Origin of the sequence: Bordetella sp. N, assembly GCF_001433395.1 — a bacterium.
Classification (GTDB): domain Bacteria; phylum Pseudomonadota; class Gammaproteobacteria; order Burkholderiales; family Burkholderiaceae_B; genus Bordetella_C.
In genome coordinates this window covers 5924112-5939173 of record NZ_CP013111.1, presented here as the reverse complement: position 1 = coordinate 5939173, position 15062 = coordinate 5924112, and the positions used below count along the sequence as shown (strand labels likewise).

General features: G+C 65.8%; 13 protein-coding genes. 6 read left to right on the top strand and 7 right to left on the bottom strand.

Annotation, left to right across the window (positions count from 1 at the left end):
• Positions 1-21 precede the first annotated feature (21 nt).
• Entirely contained in the window at positions 22-1362 is a 1341-nt protein-coding gene (fahA, locus tag ASB57_RS25660) for a fumarylacetoacetase (RefSeq protein WP_057654733.1), read from the top strand.
• A gap of 52 nt (positions 1363-1414) precedes the next feature.
• Here fahA and ASB57_RS25655 read toward each other — a convergent pair whose 3' ends face one another.
• Positions 1415-2149 carry a FadR/GntR family transcriptional regulator gene (locus ASB57_RS25655; protein ID WP_057654732.1) on the bottom strand — a complete coding sequence of 245 codons (735 nt, stop codon included), beginning with the start codon at positions 2147-2149 and terminating at the stop codon, positions 1415-1417.
• A gap of 181 nt (positions 2150-2330) precedes the next feature.
• Here ASB57_RS25655 and ASB57_RS25650 point away from each other — a divergent pair, with 181 nt between their 5' ends.
• The 4 genes from ASB57_RS25650 to ASB57_RS25635 all read left to right on the top strand — a co-directional run bounded on the left by ASB57_RS25650 (position 2331) and on the right by ASB57_RS25635 (position 6265).
• Positions 2331-3164, top strand: a complete 834-nt coding sequence (locus tag ASB57_RS25650; protein ID WP_057654731.1) for an NAD(P)-dependent oxidoreductase — start codon at positions 2331-2333, stop codon at positions 3162-3164.
• Positions 3165-3399: 235 nt separating this feature from the next.
• On the top strand, positions 3400-4422 hold the full coding sequence (locus ASB57_RS25645; RefSeq protein WP_082621835.1) for a TRAP transporter substrate-binding protein: 1023 nt from the start codon (positions 3400-3402) through the stop codon (positions 4420-4422).
• A gap of 11 nt (positions 4423-4433) precedes the next feature.
• The gene (locus tag ASB57_RS25640) at positions 4434-4991 is read left to right on the top strand and encodes a TRAP transporter small permease (RefSeq protein WP_369822761.1); all 558 of its coding nucleotides are present in this window, start codon (positions 4434-4436) and stop codon (positions 4989-4991) included.
• Positions 4982-6265, top strand: a complete 1284-nt coding sequence (locus ASB57_RS25635; protein ID WP_057654730.1) for a TRAP transporter large permease — start codon at positions 4982-4984, stop codon at positions 6263-6265. The genes ASB57_RS25640 and ASB57_RS25635 overlap by 10 nt, the downstream gene beginning before the upstream one ends.
• Here the strand turns inward: ASB57_RS25635 and ASB57_RS25630 are convergent.
• The 4 genes from ASB57_RS25630 to ASB57_RS25615 form a co-directional block, all read right to left on the bottom strand.
• The gene (locus ASB57_RS25630; RefSeq protein ID WP_057654729.1) at positions 6262-7041 is read right to left on the bottom strand and encodes a phosphatase PAP2 family protein; all 780 of its coding nucleotides are present in this window, start codon (positions 7039-7041) and stop codon (positions 6262-6264) included. The genes ASB57_RS25635 and ASB57_RS25630 overlap by 4 nt on opposite strands.
• A gap of 121 nt (positions 7042-7162) precedes the next feature.
• Positions 7163-8473, bottom strand: a complete 1311-nt coding sequence (locus tag ASB57_RS25625) for a HAMP domain-containing sensor histidine kinase (RefSeq protein WP_057654728.1) — start codon at positions 8471-8473, stop codon at positions 7163-7165.
• Positions 8470-9180 (bottom strand): response regulator transcription factor, encoded by a 711-nt coding sequence (locus ASB57_RS25620; RefSeq protein ID WP_057654727.1) that lies wholly within the window; start codon positions 9178-9180, stop codon positions 8470-8472. The genes ASB57_RS25625 and ASB57_RS25620 overlap by 4 nt, the downstream gene beginning before the upstream one ends.
• Positions 9177-10592 (bottom strand): FAD-binding oxidoreductase, encoded by a 1416-nt coding sequence (locus ASB57_RS25615; protein WP_057654726.1) that lies wholly within the window; start codon positions 10590-10592, stop codon positions 9177-9179. Before ASB57_RS25615 ends, ASB57_RS25620 begins: the two co-directional genes overlap by 4 nt.
• A gap of 382 nt (positions 10593-10974) precedes the next feature.
• On the opposite strand from ASB57_RS25615, the gene ASB57_RS25610 reads away from it, so the two are divergent.
• Positions 10975-12372, top strand: a complete 1398-nt coding sequence (locus tag ASB57_RS25610) for a phosphomannomutase/phosphoglucomutase (RefSeq protein WP_057654725.1) — start codon at positions 10975-10977, stop codon at positions 12370-12372.
• Between the two features lie 118 nt (positions 12373-12490).
• On the opposite strand, the gene ASB57_RS25605 is transcribed toward ASB57_RS25610, so the two are convergent.
• Positions 12491-13516: an SDR family oxidoreductase gene (locus ASB57_RS25605; protein WP_057654724.1), complete on the bottom strand. Its 1026-nt coding sequence runs from the start codon at positions 13514-13516 to the stop codon at positions 12491-12493.
• A gap of 30 nt (positions 13517-13546) precedes the next feature.
• Positions 13547-14824: a Vi polysaccharide biosynthesis UDP-N-acetylglucosamine C-6 dehydrogenase TviB gene (tviB, locus tag ASB57_RS25600; protein ID WP_156414264.1), complete on the bottom strand. Its 1278-nt coding sequence runs from the start codon at positions 14822-14824 to the stop codon at positions 13547-13549.
• Positions 14825-15062: the final 238 nt, after the last annotated feature.

Here is a 15062-nt window from a genome sequence, read left to right as displayed (position 1 = left end):
CGCTTTCCTCTTCAGGCATCCATGCAGCTGAACGAAACCCACGACCCGACCCTGCGCAGCTGGGTGACCAGCGCCGACCTTGAAAGCAGCGACTTCCCGCTGCAGAACCTGCCTTTCGGCACTTTCCGCCATGACGACGCCGAGCCCTGGCGCGCCGGTGTCGCCATCGGCGATCGCATCGTCGACCTGAGCCGCCTGGCGGCCGCGGCGCCCTTCGAAGGCCTGGCCGCGCAAGCGCTCGGCGCGTGCGCGGCACCCGCGCACGAAGGTCGCCTTAACGGGCTGATGGCGCTGGGCGCCGACCACTGGCACGCGCTGCGGCTGGCCCTGTCGCGCGGACTGCGGGTGGATGGCGCGGGAGAAACGTCGCCGGTCCGCGCGGCTTTGGAGGCCGCCTTGCGCCCCATGGCCGGCGCGCATCACGCCGCGCCGGCGCATATCGGCGACTACACCGATTTCTATATCTCGCTGCACCACGCCACCGCGGTAGGCCTGCAATTCCGCCCCGACCAGCCGCTGCTGCCCAATTACAAATGGGTCCCCATCGGCTACCACGGCCGCGCATCCAGCCTGGGGGTGGACACCGCGTTCCGCCGCCCGGTCGGCCAGACCCGCCCGCCGCGGGAAGGCGCGCCGCCGGCCTTCGGTCCCAGCCAGCGCCTGGACTACGAACTGGAGATGGCGATCTACATCGGCCAGGGCAATCCCCAAGGCCAGCGCATTCCATTGGCGAACGCGGAAGCCCATGTCTTCGGACTCGGGCTGCTCAACGATTGGTCGGCACGCGACATCCAGGCCTGGGAATATCAACCCCTGGGGCCTTTCCTGGGCAAGAGTTTCGCCAGCACCTTGTCGCCGTGGATCGTCACCCTGGAAGCGCTGGCGCCGTTCCGGACGCAACTGCGCCGTCCCGCCGGCGATCCCGCGCCCCTGCCCTACCTGGCCTCCGAGCAGAACGCCGCCCACGGCGCCTTCGATGTGCAATTGCAGGTGAGCATCAGCACCGAGCAGTCGCGCCGCGCGGGTGCGCCGGCCCATATCCTGGCGCGCAGCAATTTCCGCGAGGCATATTGGACGGTGGCGCAGCTGGTGGCGCATCACACGGTGAACGGCTGCAATCTGCAGGCAGGTGACCTGATGGGCACGGGCACGCTGTCGGGGCCACGCCCCGACGAAGCCGGCTCTCTCTTGGAATTGACCGAAGGCGGCAAGACAGCGCTGGCCCTGCCTTGGGGCGAGCAGCGCGGCTTCCTGCAGGATGGTGACGAGATTTGCCTGTCGGCCTATTGTGCGGCCCCTGGCCAGCGTCGCATCGGCTTCGGCAATGCTACCGGCCGGGTTTTGCCGGCGGATTGGGCGTAACAGCCGATCGTCGTGAAGCCTGTCGTGGCAGGCGTGCGCGCCAGCGGGCGGATCAGCGTTCCTGCGCGCGACGCAGGCGTTCGCGACTGTTGCTCAGGTGCGTGCGCATGGCGGCGCGCGCCGATTCGGCATCCTGGCGCCGGATGGCTTCGTAGATGTCCTCGTGCTCCAGATTCACCCGCGCCAGGTAGGACGCGCGGTCCTCGTGCGCCAGCTTGGCGGAATTGATGCGGGTGCGCGGGATGATGGCCGCGCCCAGATGCGACATCAGGTCGGCGAAATACTTGTTCTGCGTGGCCTCGGCCACCAGCAGGTGAAAGCGGAAATCCGGCGTCACGGTATCGCCACCCGGCACCAGCGCGGCGCGGAACTGGTCCAGGGCAATGCGCATGTTCGCCAGTTGCTCTTCAGTGCGACGCGTCGCCGCCAGCCCGGCGGCTTCGCTTTCCAGACAGATACGCAATTCCAGGATCACGACGATGTCGCGCACCGTGGCGATATCGGCCGGATCGACACGGAAATCGCCCATGCCGCTGGGCTTCAGCGCATACGTTCCCACGCCGTGATGGGTCTCGACCAATCCGGACGCCTGCAAGCGCGACAGGGCCTCACGCACCACCGTACGACTGACGCCAAAGGCGCGCATGATCTCGGATTCGGTGGGAAGCTTTTCCCCGGGCACGATCTCGCCACCGCGGATCTGCGTGGACAGGCTGTCCACCAGTTCCTGGGCCAGACTGCGGGGGCGGCGACGGGCGGGCACGGCGGCTTGTACGTTATTGGTCATCAGGGATTTTCCCGGTCGCGCTGCGCTTGACTGCGTTTTGAAGCGCTAATTATACTGGCCCAGCGTTGTACGATGACATATAAGAGCTTGCATTGCGCGTCTTTGCCCGGTTTTTTCCACAGCCGGACGACGTGAACGATGCCCCCGACAACCGCAGCCGACGTTACCGAGACAAACCCCCGTGACTCCGACGGCAGAATCAAATTCGTCCCCCGCGCAGCATTGCGCCCGCCTGCTGCTGACCGGCGCCGGCGGCAACCTGGGCAAGGTCCTGCGGACACGCCTGAAGCCTTACACCGACACGCTGCGGCTGTCGGACATCAGCCAACTGGATCCTGCCACCTCGGGTGAAGAGATCGTGCCCTGCGACCTGGCGGATGCCCAGGCGGTGGATGCGCTGGTGCAAGGCGTCGACGCCATCGTCCACATGGGCGGGGTGTCGGTGGAGCGGCCTTTCGAGGAAATCCTGCCGGCCAATATCCAGGGCGTCTACAACCTCTACGAGGCCGCGCGCCGCCATGGGGTCAAGCGCGTCGTCTTCGCCAGTTCCAACCATGTGATCGGTTTCTACCGCCAGGGCCAGGTCATCGACGCTGACGTCCCCGTGCGTCCCGACGGCTATTACGGCATCAGCAAGGCCTTCGGCGAAAACCTTTCCCGCTTCTATTACGACCGCTACGGCATCGAAACCGTGTGCCTGCGCATCGGCTCGTCCTTTCCGGAAGCGAAAGACCGCCGCATGCTCATCACCTGGCTCAGCTACGACGACCTGACCCAGCTGATCGCCCAGGCGCTGTTCACGCCGCACGTCGGCCACACCATCGTGTACGGCGCGTCCGCCAACAAGGAAAGCTGGTGGGACAACTCGCGCGCCGCGCACCTGGGCTTCACGCCCAAGGACAACTCCGAACCCTTCCGCGCCAAGGTCGAGGCCCAAACGCCCCTGGCCGCGGACGATCCGGCGGCGCGCTATCAAGGCGGCGCCTTCGTGAAGGCCGGCCCCTTCGAATCCTGAGCCACGTCGCCGCCCAGCGCGGCCGGGAGAACCACGCTCGAACCGGCTAGCCGCCCGCACGCAACCAAAACAAGCAACCAGAACAATAGCTCCATGCCGCGCGGCAACGCGGTCTGCGTCCCCATCCGGGGCGACAGGGGGCAACCTTGCAGCGAGTAAGCATGCGCGCCGGCCCATCGCCCGGCAGCGGATGAAGACGAGCCCGCCGTCAGTGCGGGCCTGACTGGAGGTAGACATGTTGCACATCGCTCCCCGGCGCCCTCGCGCCGCCCTGTTCCTGTCCGCCGCACTGGCCACCGCCAGTGCCGCCGCCATCGCGGCCAGCGCGGTCTTTCCCGGCAGCGCGCAAGCCGCGGAATTCCGCAGCGCGGACATCTTCACCGACGACTATCCCACCGTGATGGCGGTCAAGCACATGGCCGACCAGATCAAGGAGCGGTCCAACGGCAAGATGACCATCCGCATCTTCTCCGGCGGCGCCCTGGGGTCCGAAAACGACACCATCGAGCAGGTCAAGCTGGGGGCGCTCACGATGGCGCGCGTCAGCAGCGCCGCCATGCACAACATCTGTCCGAACACGCGCGTGCCGGCCCTGCCCTTCCTGTTCCGTTCCAAGGACCACCTGCACGCGGTATTGGACGGCCCCATCGGCGAGCAATTGCTGACCGCCTGCGAGAAAGCCGGCTTCGTCGGCCTGGCGTGGTACGACAGCGGCTCGCGGTCCATGTACACCCGCAACAAGCCCTTGCGCACCCTGGCCGACGCCAAGGGCCTGAAGATACGGGTGCAGCAATCCGATCTTTCGGTGGCGATGGTGGAAGCGATGGGCGGCAACGCCACCCCCATGGCCATGGGCGAGGTCTACACCTCGCTGAAGACGGGCCTGGTGGATGCCGCGGAAAACAACATCCCCAGCTACGAAAGCGCCCATCACTTCGAGGTGGCGAAGTTCTATTCGCAGACCGAGCACAGCATGACGCCGGAAATCCTGCTGTTCTCCAAGCGCCAGTGGGACAAGATGTCGCCGGACGAGCAGAAGATCCTGCGCGAGGCCGCACGCGACTCGGTGCCGTATATGCGCAAGCTGTGGGATGAGCGCGAAGCCAAGTCGCGCGACATCGTGCTCAAGGGCGGCGCCCAGATCGTCGAGGTGGACAAGGCCTCCTTCCAGACGGCGATGAAGCCGGTCTACGACCGCTTCGTCACCACGCCGGAGATGAAGGACCTGGTCAAGAAGATCCAGGACACGCAGCCCTAAAGGGACCCATCATGCCCGCCAGTCTTCAAGAAAGCGCCGCCCCCGCCGGGGGCGGCCAGGCCGCGGCCGGCCCGCTCGACGTATTCTCCCGTGCCTGCGCCATGCTCGCGCGCATCTGCATGTGGATAAGCGTCGCCGGGCTGGTCTGCCTGATCGCCGCCGTCGCGCTGCAGATATTCGGCCGTCACGTCCTCAACCGCACGCCCACCTGGGCCGAGAGCATCGCCATGCTGCTGGTGCTCTACGTCACCATGCTGGGCGCGGCGGTAGGGGTGCGCGATGCCGGCCACATCGGCTTCGAGTCATTGCTGGAAGCCTTGTCCCCCACCAACAAGTGGTGCCTGCAGATCTTCATCCATCTGCTGGTGCTGCTGTTCGGCCTGCTCATGGCCTGGTATTGCGGGGTCCTCGCGGACGCCGTGCTGGACTACACGATGCCCAACCTGGGCATCTCGGAAGGCTGGAAATACGTGCCGGCCATGCTGTCGGGTGGCCTGATCGCCATCTTCTCCCTCGAACATATCGTGGCACTGCTGCGGCATCAAAAGGTGGTCCCCGCATGGCACTGACTCTGCTTTCCGTCGCCTTCATGGGTTTCCTGGTGATCGGCGTGCCGGTGGCCTTCGCCATCGGCCTGGCGTCCATCACGGCCATCATGTACGAGGACCTGCCCATCGCGGTCGCCTTCCAGCAGATGACCTCGGGCATGAACGCCTTCTCCTTCCTGGCCATCCCTTTCTTCATCTTCACCGGCGAGCTGATGCTCTATGGCGGCATCGCCGACCGCATCGTGACGTTCGCCAAGTCACTGGTGGGCCATGTGCGCGGCGGCCTGGGCATGTCGAATGTGGTGGCGTGCACGCTGTTCGGCGGGGTGTCGGGTTCGCCCGTTGCGGACGTGTCGGCGATGGGGTCGGTGATGATCCCCATGATGAAGCGCGAGGGCTACCACGCCGACTACGCCGTCAACGTCACCACCCACGCGGCGCTGGTGGGCGCGCTGATGCCGACCAGCCACAACATCATCATCTACACGCTTGCCGCCGGCGGCAAGGTCTCCATCGCGGCACTGATCGCCGCCGGTGTCGTGCCCGCAGCCATCCTGACGCTGTGCAATCTGGCCGCGGCTTATTTCGTGGCGCGCAGCCGCGGCTATCCGGCCGGCACCTTTCCGGGCTGGCACATCGTGCTGCGTTCGCTGATCGCGGCGCTGCCAGGGCTATTCGTGGTGGTGCTGATCATCGCGGGCATCCTCAGCGGCGTATTCACCGCCACGGAATCGGCGGCGGTGGCGGTGCTGTACGCCCTGGCGCTGACGATCTTCGTCTACCGCTCGCTTAGCTTCGACCAGTTCGTGCGGGCCGCCGCCAAGGCGGTGAAGACGACCGGCGTGGTGCTGCTGCTGATCGGCATCTCGGCCACCTTCGGCTACCTGATCAGCTTTTACGGCGTGGCCGAAAAGACCGGCGTTCTGCTGGCGTCGATCTCCACCAGTCCGTGGGCCATCTTCCTGATGGTCAATATCGTGCTGTTCCTGCTGGGCACGTTCCTGGACATGGCGGCCACCATCCTGATCTGCACGCCGATCTTCCTGCCCATCTGCATGCAGTACGGGATGGGACCGGTGCAGTTCGGCATGGTCATGTTGCTGAATTGCGCCCTTGGCCTGAACACGCCGCCCGTGGGCACCACGCAGTTCGTGGGCTGCGCCATAGGCGGGGTATCGGTGGGCACGGTGATGCGGACCATCTGGCCGTTCTATGGCGCGCTGTTGGCGGCGCTGGCGCTGGTCACGTATGTGCCGGCGTTTTCGCTATGGCTGCCGGGGGTGTTGCTGAACTAGTGGGTGGGCTGTCTTGCGGCCTGCGGCGGCGCGACTTGCCCCAGCGGGCCGGTCGGACGATTCCTGGGCTGGACCAGCAGGCGGTAGAACAGCAGGCTGGCCAGGAACCACATCAGCGCCGCGGACCACAGCGTCTGGCTGAGAAAATGAGCCCCCTGGGCAATACGCACCAGGGAAAAGCTCACGCCCGCGACGATCCCGATCGCCAGGCCGACCCAGCGGTACAGCGGACGTCCGACCGCCCAGCCGGCGAAGTACAAGGACAGCATGGCAAAACCGGCGCCGGCATGCCCGCTGGGCAGCGCGCCGCCGGCCTCGTGGCGGTTGGCCGCCCAGAAATGATCGGGGTACGGGGCGAAGCCGCCGAACATGCTCAGGTCGTAAGGACGCGGCAAGGCGGTGTGATGCTTGATCTGAGTGATGATCACCTGCCCCAGCGCACAGGTCAGGGCCGTGGCCCACAGCACACCGCGCCACGGGCGCAGCACCGGCAGCCAGTGGCTGGCCACGGCGGCGCCCGCCGCCGCCACCGCCACGCCGACCGGCGCGACCAGGACCAGGCGATGCCCGAGTATTTCCAGGGTGCGTGACGCACGGTAAGGGAACACATGCGCCTGGGCGTCGTAGAACCAACGCGCGATGACCAGGTCCAGGCCCCAGATATTGACGGCCTGAGCGCAAAAGACCAGCAGCAGGGTGACGGAAAACACCTGGCCGATCAGATAGGTTTCGCGGCGTTCAGCCGCCGACCAGGAATGGGGGTCGGAATTAGCCATGGGGTAGCGTGCGCGGAGAAGATGGCAAGCTAACCCGCGACCCATTGAATATTCGTCAAATCCCCGGAGGGCCGAGGCGGCTACCCCGGCGGAGGCGGCGGTGAGGAAAGCGCGATCCGGCCTAGAACTTCAGGGTGAAACAGGTACCCCGCTGCTCGCCTTCGGTGGCCGATTCCACGGTCAGGCTCCAGCCCTGCATGTCGCAGACCCGCTTGGCGATGGCCAGGCCCAGTCCCCGCTCCAGCGCCGCGGCGGCCTCGGGCGGTTCCACGCCGCCATTGCGCATATCGCGCAGCCGCACGCTGTAGTAGCGCTCGAACACGAAAGGCAGGTCCGCCGCGCGGATGCCTTTGCCGTTGTCGCGCAGGGCAATGCCGCCGTCCACCGCGCTGACCACGAACTGCGCCGGCGCCGCATGCTCGATGGCATTGCGCACCAGATTGCGCAGCACGGTCAACAAGGCATAGCGGTCCAAGGTGCGGACGTCGCCAGGCGCCAGACGATCATCCAGCAGCAGGCCGGCCTGCTCGGCGTGCGCTTCCAGCCCTTGCCAGGCGGCCTGCATGCAGTCGCGCAGGTCCACGGTTTCGGGCTTGCGCAACTCGTCACGCGCCATGGCGCGCGCGCTTTCCAGCGCCGCGGTGACGCTGTCGACGTTCTTGACGACCCGGGTCAGGCGAGTGCGCTGATCGTCGGTGGCATTGCCCAGCAGCATCAACTCACCGTCGCTGCGGATGGCCGCCAGGGGCGTGCGCACTTCATGGCTGAGGTTGGCGGCGAACTCCCGTTCGCGCGCCAGGGAACGGTCGACCTGGTTCTGTACCCGGTTGAAGGCCTCGACCAGGCGGCCGGCCTCGTCATTGCGCTCCACGGCCAGGTCGGGCGAACCGGGGGCCCACTTGGACAATTGATCGGTCAAATTCAACATGGGTCCGACCGCCAGCTGCGCCACCTTGCGCGCCACCCCGTAGGACGCCACGATGCTGATCACGCCAAGCCCCAGCACGATCAAGCCGAAGTCGAACACCCGGTCTTCGTTGTCGGTAGCGTCATAGAGGACGAAGAACTTGCCCTGGGGCGGACTGGCCACCACCACGTGCCAGGTTTCCACGCCGGGCTCCACCAGGTGCAGGCCGGCGCCCAGGTTGTGGATGGGCTCCGGAATATCGGGATTGACCGCCCCAGGCTTCTGCAGCCACGCGCGCATATTGCTGCCGAGATCCAGGGGACCATGGTCCGGCATGAGCACGGTGCCGTTCTGCAGATGCGCGATCTGGCGCTCGGCTTCGGTGGTCAGGATGTCGTTCACCAGATCGTCTTCCATCTGGTCGAAGGTCAGGTAGGCCAGCACCACCAGCGCCGACACGAAGATCGCCACCAACCCCGTCAGGGCCCATGTCACCCGTTGGGTCAGCGTGCTGCCGATATTCATGCGCAAGGTCCGTCTGCCTGCAGGCGCCAGCCCGTGCCGTGCAACGTCTCGATGCCGTCATAGCCCGCATCGGTCAGCGCCTTGCGCAACAGGTGCATCTGGCTGCGCAGGGCATCGGAGGACGGCGGCTCGGCGCCCCACAGATGGCTTTCCAGCTCGGCGCGCGACACCACGCGGCCGGGATCGCGCAGCAATGCTTCGATGATCATCACGGACTTGCGCGTCAGATGCACGGGCTTGCCGTCCACCGCCACCACACGCGTGCGGCTGTCGTAGCTCAGCGTGCCGCAGCGGCGGACCGGGTTGGCCACCGCGCCGCTGGCGCGCAGGATCAGCGCGTTCAGCCTGGCCTCGACTTCCGCCAGCGCGAACGGCTTGGTCAGATAATCGTCCGCGCCATGGGCGAATCCCGCCAGCTTGTCGCTCAGTTCATCGCGGGCGGTCAGCATCAATACCGGCACGGCCAGCATGTGCTCGTTGCGCATCGCGCTCAGCACGCCGTAGCCGTCCAGGCCCGGCAGGCCCACATCCAGGATGACGGCGTCGAAGTGCTGCGACGTCAGCATGCCCAGGGCGGCGCGGCCATCGTAGGCCGCGTCCGGCACGAAGCCGCGTTGCTCCAGGAAGCTGTAGAGATTGCCGGCGATGGTCGCATCGTCCTCGACGATGAGGATGCGATGGTGCGAAGTGGCGGCGGGAACGTTCATACGAGGACGACCTTACCAGGGTTCATGATCCCATCCGGGTCCAGGGCCTGCTTGATCCGGCGCATCAGCTCCAGTTCCAGGGGATCCTTGTAGCGCGTCAGTTCTTCCACCTTGAGCTGCCCTACCCCGTGCTCGGCGCTGATCGAGCCATTGTGCGCGTGCACGCTGTCATGCACCACTTGGTAGATACGCGACTGCAAGGCCAGCAGGTCGGCCTCGGCCTGGCCCGGCGCGGGCGCCACGTTGTAATGCAGGTTGCCGTCGCCCAGGTGCCCGAAGATCACGTGCGTGACCCCGGGAAAACTGGCTTGCAGCAGGCCGTTGGTGGTCCGCACGAAGTCGGCGATGCGCGAGATCGGCACCGACACGTCGTGCTTCACCGCCTTGCCGAAAGCCGCTTCGGCCAGGGGGATGCTTTCACGCAGATGCCACAGGGCGCGACTCTGCGCGACGTTTTCGGCGATGACGGCGTCGGTGGCCAGGCCGGCCTCCAGCACCTCGCCCAACACGCTTTCGAAGCGCTCGCGGGCGTGCGCTTCGCTTTCGCTGTCCGACAGTTCCAGCAGGGCGAACCAGGGCGACTGCGCCGATTCATCGCTGAAGGGCAGGCGCTGCTGCGGATAAAGCCGCACCACGCCTTGCAGGCAATAGCCGGCCATCAGCTCGAAGCCGGTCAAGGTGGAACCGAAGCCGGCGCGGGCCCGTGCCAGCACTTTCACCGCTTCCTCGACACCGGGCAGCGCCAGCAAGGCGGTGCAGCGGGCGACCGGCGCGGGGTAAAGCTTCAAGGTGGCGGCGGTGATGATGCCCAGGGTGCCTTCGCTACCTATATAGAGATCACGCAGGTCGTAGCCGGTATTGTCCTTGCGCAGGCCGCGCAGGCCATGCCAGATGCGGCCGTCCGGCGTGACCACTTCCAGGCCAAGGGTCAGGTCGCGGGTATTGCCATAGCGCAGCACCTGGGTGCCGCCGGCGTTGGTGGCCAGGTTGCCGCCGATGCTGCAACTGCCCTCCGCCGCCAGGCTCAGGGGAAACAGGCGGTTCGCCTGCTCGGCGGCCTGCTGCACCGACTGCAGGATGCAACCCGCCTCGACGGTGATGGTGTCGTTTTCGGTATCGACGGCGCGGATGCGGTTGAGGCGGCCCAGCGACAGGATCAGCGTGGCGCCCTCCTGGTCCGGCGTGGCGCCGCCGCACAGGCTGGTATTGCCGCCCTGGGGCAGCACCGGCACCCGGTGGCGGGCACACAGGCCGACCACGGCGGCCACGGCCTCGGTATCGCCGGGCCGCGCCACGGCCAGGGCCTGGCCCTGATAACGGCCGCGCCAATCGAGCGTATAGGACGCGGTATCCGCGCCCGTCAACACATGCTCGGGCCCCAGCAGCGCCCGCAACTCATCCAGGAATGTCATCGACCACCGCAATTATCAAGGCCGCGTCCACCGGATAAGCCGCACAAACGGCTTAAGGCCGGGCCGGACTGAAAGTGCGGCTATTGTAGGACGAGACGCCCTTGCCATGGCCGCGCAGCCGCGCCCGCGGCAACGCTCCGTCAGGATTGTCGAATTCGGACACAACGACGAGGTCCGCTTCCGTGTAACAATCCTCCTTTCTCGCCACACCGGCGGGCCAATTCCTCGTGGCGCGATCCTCTCGAAGTCGTCCGCTGGAACGCATCCCGCGCTGCCGCATCGCCCGTCAGAACTAGGGCAAACGCGGCATGCGCCCAAGGATGGGGGCGCCGGCAATCGAGGATAATGCCCTTTTCATCGCACCCTGGAACAAGGAATCAACGTGGCTACCGCGTCGAAAATTCCCGCATCGATCTTCAAGGCCTACGACATCCGTGGCACCGTGCCGGACCAGTTGAATACCGGCTTTGCCCGCGAACTGGGCCTGGCCCTGGCCGCCCGCGCCCGCGCCGTGGGCGTCAGCGAACTGGTCATCGGCCGCGACGGCCGCCTGAGCAGTGAAGAACTGGCGCTGGCCTTGCAGGAAGGCCTGAACGCCGGCGGCGTGGACACCGTGGACATCGGCGAAGTGCCGACGCCGCTGGTCTATTTCGGCGCCTATACGCTGAAGACCGGCTCCGGCGTGGCCATCACCGGCAGCCACAACCCGCCCAAGTACAACGGCTTCAAGATGATGCTGGCCGGCGCCGCCCTCTACGGCGACGCCATCCTGGATCTGCGCAAGGCCATGGAAGCCGCGGGCGGCAAGGCCCCGGCCGGCGTCACTCCCGGCAAGCGCCGCGAGCTGGACCTGGTCGAAACCTATCTGCAACGCATCGTCGGCGACGTCAAACTGGCGCGCCCGATGAAGATCGCCGTGGATTGCGGCAACGGCGTGGCCGGCGCCATCGCGCCCAAGCTGTTCCGCGCCCTGGGCTGCGAAGTCACCGAGCTGTTCTGCGAAGTCGACGGCAACTTCCCGAATCACCATCCGGACCCGGCCGACCCGCACAACCTGGAAGACCTGATCCGCTGCGTCCAGACCACCGACAATGAAATCGGCCTGGCCTTCGACGGCGACGGCGACCGCCTGGGCGTGGTCACCAAGTCCGGCGAAATCATCTGGCCCGACCGCCAGCTGATCCTGTACGCGCGCGACGTGCTGGCACGCAATCCCGGCGCCACCATCATCTATGACGTGAAGTGCAGCCGCCACGTGGGTCTGGCCGTCAGCGAAGCGGGTGGCAAGCCGCTGATGTGGCAGACGGGCCATTCGCTGGTCAAGGCCAAGCTGGCCGAAACCGGTGCGCCCCTGGCTGGCGAAATGAGCGGCCACATCTTCTTCAAGGAACGCTGGTTCGGCTTCGACGACGGTCTGTACACGGGCGCCCGCCTGCTGGAAATCGTCTCGCGCGACGCTAACCCGTCGGCCGTGCTGGAAGCCCTGCCCCAGGCCATCTCCACGCCCGAGCTGAAGCTGGAAATGGAAGAAGGCGAACCCTTCGCGCTGGTCAAGGCGCTGCAGGAAAAGGGCAAGTTCGATGGCGCCATCAATGTGGTCACCATCGACGGCGTGCGTGCCGAGTATGCGGACGGTTTCGGCCTGGCCCGCCCGTCCAACACCACGCCGGTGGTGGTGCTGCGTTTCGAGGCCGACAACGATGCCGCCCTCAAGCGCATCCAGGACGACTTCCGCAAGCAGCTGCAATTGCTCAAGCCCGATGTGAAGCTGCCTTTCTGAAGCTGCCTTTCTAAGGCTAGCCTCAAGGCAAACGCCCCATGCCGGGAAGCCGGCATGGGGCGTTTTGCATGGTGCGGCGAGATGTCCGGGTCGCGTGGCCCGGACCTGCCTTACCCGATCAACGCAGGAACTGCGTGTACCAGGGCATGGCCACTTCCAGCCCTTCCAGAATGTCATGCATGGGCTTGTAGCCCAGATGTTCGTTGGCCTTGCCGATGTCCGCCAGCGAATGGCGCACGTCGCCGGCACGGAACTCGCCGTAGACGGGGGCCTTGTCGTACTTGACGCCATGCTTGGCCAACTGGGCGCGCAGGTGCTCGAACAATTCGTTCAGGCTGGTGCGGGCGTTGTAGGCGACGTTGTAGACCTGGCTTGCCTTCTCCGGCTGCGACAGCGCCGCCAGCAGATTGGCCTGCACGGCGTTTTCGACGAAGCAGAAGTCGCGGCTGGTTTCACCGTCGCCGTTGATCACGACATCCTCGTCACGGATCATGGCGCTGATCCACTTGGGGATGACCGCGGCATAGGCGCCGTTGGGATCCTGGCGTTTGCCGAACACGTTGAAGTAACGCAGGCCCACGCTGCCGAAATCGTAGGAGCGCGCGAACACGCTGGCGTACAGCTCGTTGACGTACTTGGTCACGGCGTAGGGCGACAGCGGGTTGCCGATTTCCGACTCGATCTTGGGCAAGCCGGGATGGTCGCCGTACGTCGAGCTGGACGCCGCGTAGACGAAACCATGGACGCGGGCGTCACGGGCAGCCACCAGCATGTTCAGGTAGCCATCGATGTTCACCGCATTGGTGGTCAGCGGGTCCTGCAGGGAACGCGGCACCGAACCCAGCGCGGCCTGGTGCAGCACGAAATCCACGCCCGTGCAGGCACGGCGGCAGGTTTCGACATTGCGGATGTCGCCTTCGATGAAGGTGAACCGGCCCCACTGCTCCGCCGACACCAGCTCCATGACTTCGTCGAGGTTGTGCTGGAAGCCCGTGGCGAAGTTGTCCAGGCCGACCACGGTCTGATCCAGCTTGAGCAGCGTTTCCAGCAGGTTCGAGCCGATGAAGCCGGCGCAGCCGGTCACCAGCCATTTGCGGGGCGACTGGCGCAGTTCCTCGGTAATCTGTTGATAGCGATTCGTCATGCTTACACCTTCTTCAATGATGACCGGGGTTTAAAGCCGCAGGTCCGATTCGTCCGCGGTCAAGACGTACTTCAAGTCGTACAGAATGTGGTCCGGCTTGCCGTAGGCGCGGATCGCGGCCGCGCCCATTTCCGCGAACTGCTTGTGCGCGACAGCAAGAACGATGCCGTCGTAGGCGCCTGCCTGCGGCGCGCTGACGGGGGTGATGCCGTATTCGTGGACGGCCTCGGCCGGATCGACCCACGGGTCGTAGACATCGACCTCGACGTTGTATTCGCCCAGCTCGCGCACGATGTCGACGATACGCGTATTGCGCAGGTCCGGGCAGTTTTCCTTGAACGCCAGGCCCATCACCAGCACGCGCGCGCCCTGCACGTGGATGCGCCGGCGCATCATGGCCTTGACCAGTTGCGACACGACATAGCTGCCCATGGCGTCATTGAGGCGGCGGCCGGCCAGGATGATCTCGGGGTGGTAACCGATGGACTGGGCTTTATGGGTCAGGTAGTACGGATCCACGCCGATGCAGTGACCGCCCACCAGGCCCGGCCGGAACGGCAGGAAATTCCATTTGGTGCCGGCGGCCTCCAGCACGGCCTCGGTGTCGATGTCCATCTTGTTGAAGATCAGCGCCAGCTCGTTGATCAAGGCGATGTTGACGTCGCGCTGGGTGTTCTCGATGACCTTGGCGGCTTCCGCCACGCGGATGGACGCGGCCTTGTGGGTGCCGGCGGTGATGATCTCGCGATAGAGCTGGTCGACCAGCTCGGCCACTTCCGGCGTGGAGCCCGAGGTCACTTTACGGATGGTGCTGACGCGATGCGCCTTGTCGCCCGGGTTGATGCGTTCCGGGCTGTAGCCGGCGTAGAAGTCTTCGTTGAACTTCAGGCCCGACACGCGCTCCAGCACGGGCACGCAATCTTCCTCGGTGGCGCCGGGATAGACGGTGGATTCGTAGATGACGATGTCACCGCGCTTGAGCACCGCGCCTATGGTTTCGCTGGCGCGAATCAGGGGGGTGAGGTCGGGCTGCTTGTAGGCATCGATGGGCGTGGGCACCGTCACGATGAAGACGTTGGCGTCGGCCAGGCGGGCACGGTCGTCCGTGCAGACCAGCTGGGCGGCGGTGGCCAGTTCCTGATCGTCGACTTCCAGGGTGTGGTCATGCCCGCGTTGCAGGGCGTCGATCCGGTGCCGGTTGATATCGAAGCCGATCACGGGCCGCCGCTTGCCGAACTCAACCGCCAGCGGCAAGCCTACATAGCCCAGCCCGACAACGGCAAGTTTGACATCCTGAATACGCAACATAAATTTATCCACAGCTGGAACGAATGGCCGGATTTTAGTGGAAAGGCGGAAGGCGGCAGAGCAGCCCTGGCGGCTATCGGTTTCCTCATGTGAGCAAACGTTTAGTGGATTCGGGGAATTCCACGGTAGGGCCTCATGTAGGGGGCCGCTAGCGGCCTCGTCACTCGCAACGCATCGATACTGATTGAAGGATCGAGGGGGGCGGGGCCCCCCTCGGCTCCCCCGGGGCCAACGGCGA

Excerpts from the sequence above, each read along its gene's own strand:
- fahA (WP_057654733.1), top strand. The coding sequence starts at position 22 with ATGCAGCTGAACGAAACCCACGACCCGACCCTGCGCAGCTGGGTGACC.
- ASB57_RS25655 (WP_057654732.1), bottom strand. The coding sequence starts at position 2,149 with ATGACCAATAACGTACAAGCCGCCGTGCCCGCCCGTCGCCGCCCCCGC.
- ASB57_RS25645 (WP_082621835.1), top strand. The coding sequence starts at position 3,400 with ATGTTGCACATCGCTCCCCGGCGCCCTCGCGCCGCCCTGTTCCTGTCC.
- ASB57_RS25640 (WP_369822761.1), top strand. The coding sequence starts at position 4,434 with ATGCCCGCCAGTCTTCAAGAAAGCGCCGCCCCCGCCGGGGGCGGCCAG.
- ASB57_RS25635 (WP_057654730.1), top strand. The coding sequence starts at position 4,982 with ATGGCACTGACTCTGCTTTCCGTCGCCTTCATGGGTTTCCTGGTGATC.
- ASB57_RS25630 (WP_057654729.1), bottom strand. The coding sequence starts at position 7,041 with ATGGCTAATTCCGACCCCCATTCCTGGTCGGCGGCTGAACGCCGCGAA.
- ASB57_RS25625 (WP_057654728.1), bottom strand. The coding sequence starts at position 8,473 with ATGAATATCGGCAGCACGCTGACCCAACGGGTGACATGGGCCCTGACG.
- ASB57_RS25620 (WP_057654727.1), bottom strand. The coding sequence starts at position 9,180 with ATGAACGTTCCCGCCGCCACTTCGCACCATCGCATCCTCATCGTCGAG.
- ASB57_RS25615 (WP_057654726.1), bottom strand. The coding sequence starts at position 10,592 with ATGACATTCCTGGATGAGTTGCGGGCGCTGCTGGGGCCCGAGCATGTG.
- ASB57_RS25605 (WP_057654724.1), bottom strand. The coding sequence starts at position 13,516 with ATGACGAATCGCTATCAACAGATTACCGAGGAACTGCGCCAGTCGCCC.
- tviB (WP_156414264.1), bottom strand. The coding sequence starts at position 14,824 with ATGTTGCGTATTCAGGATGTCAAACTTGCCGTTGTCGGGCTGGGCTAT.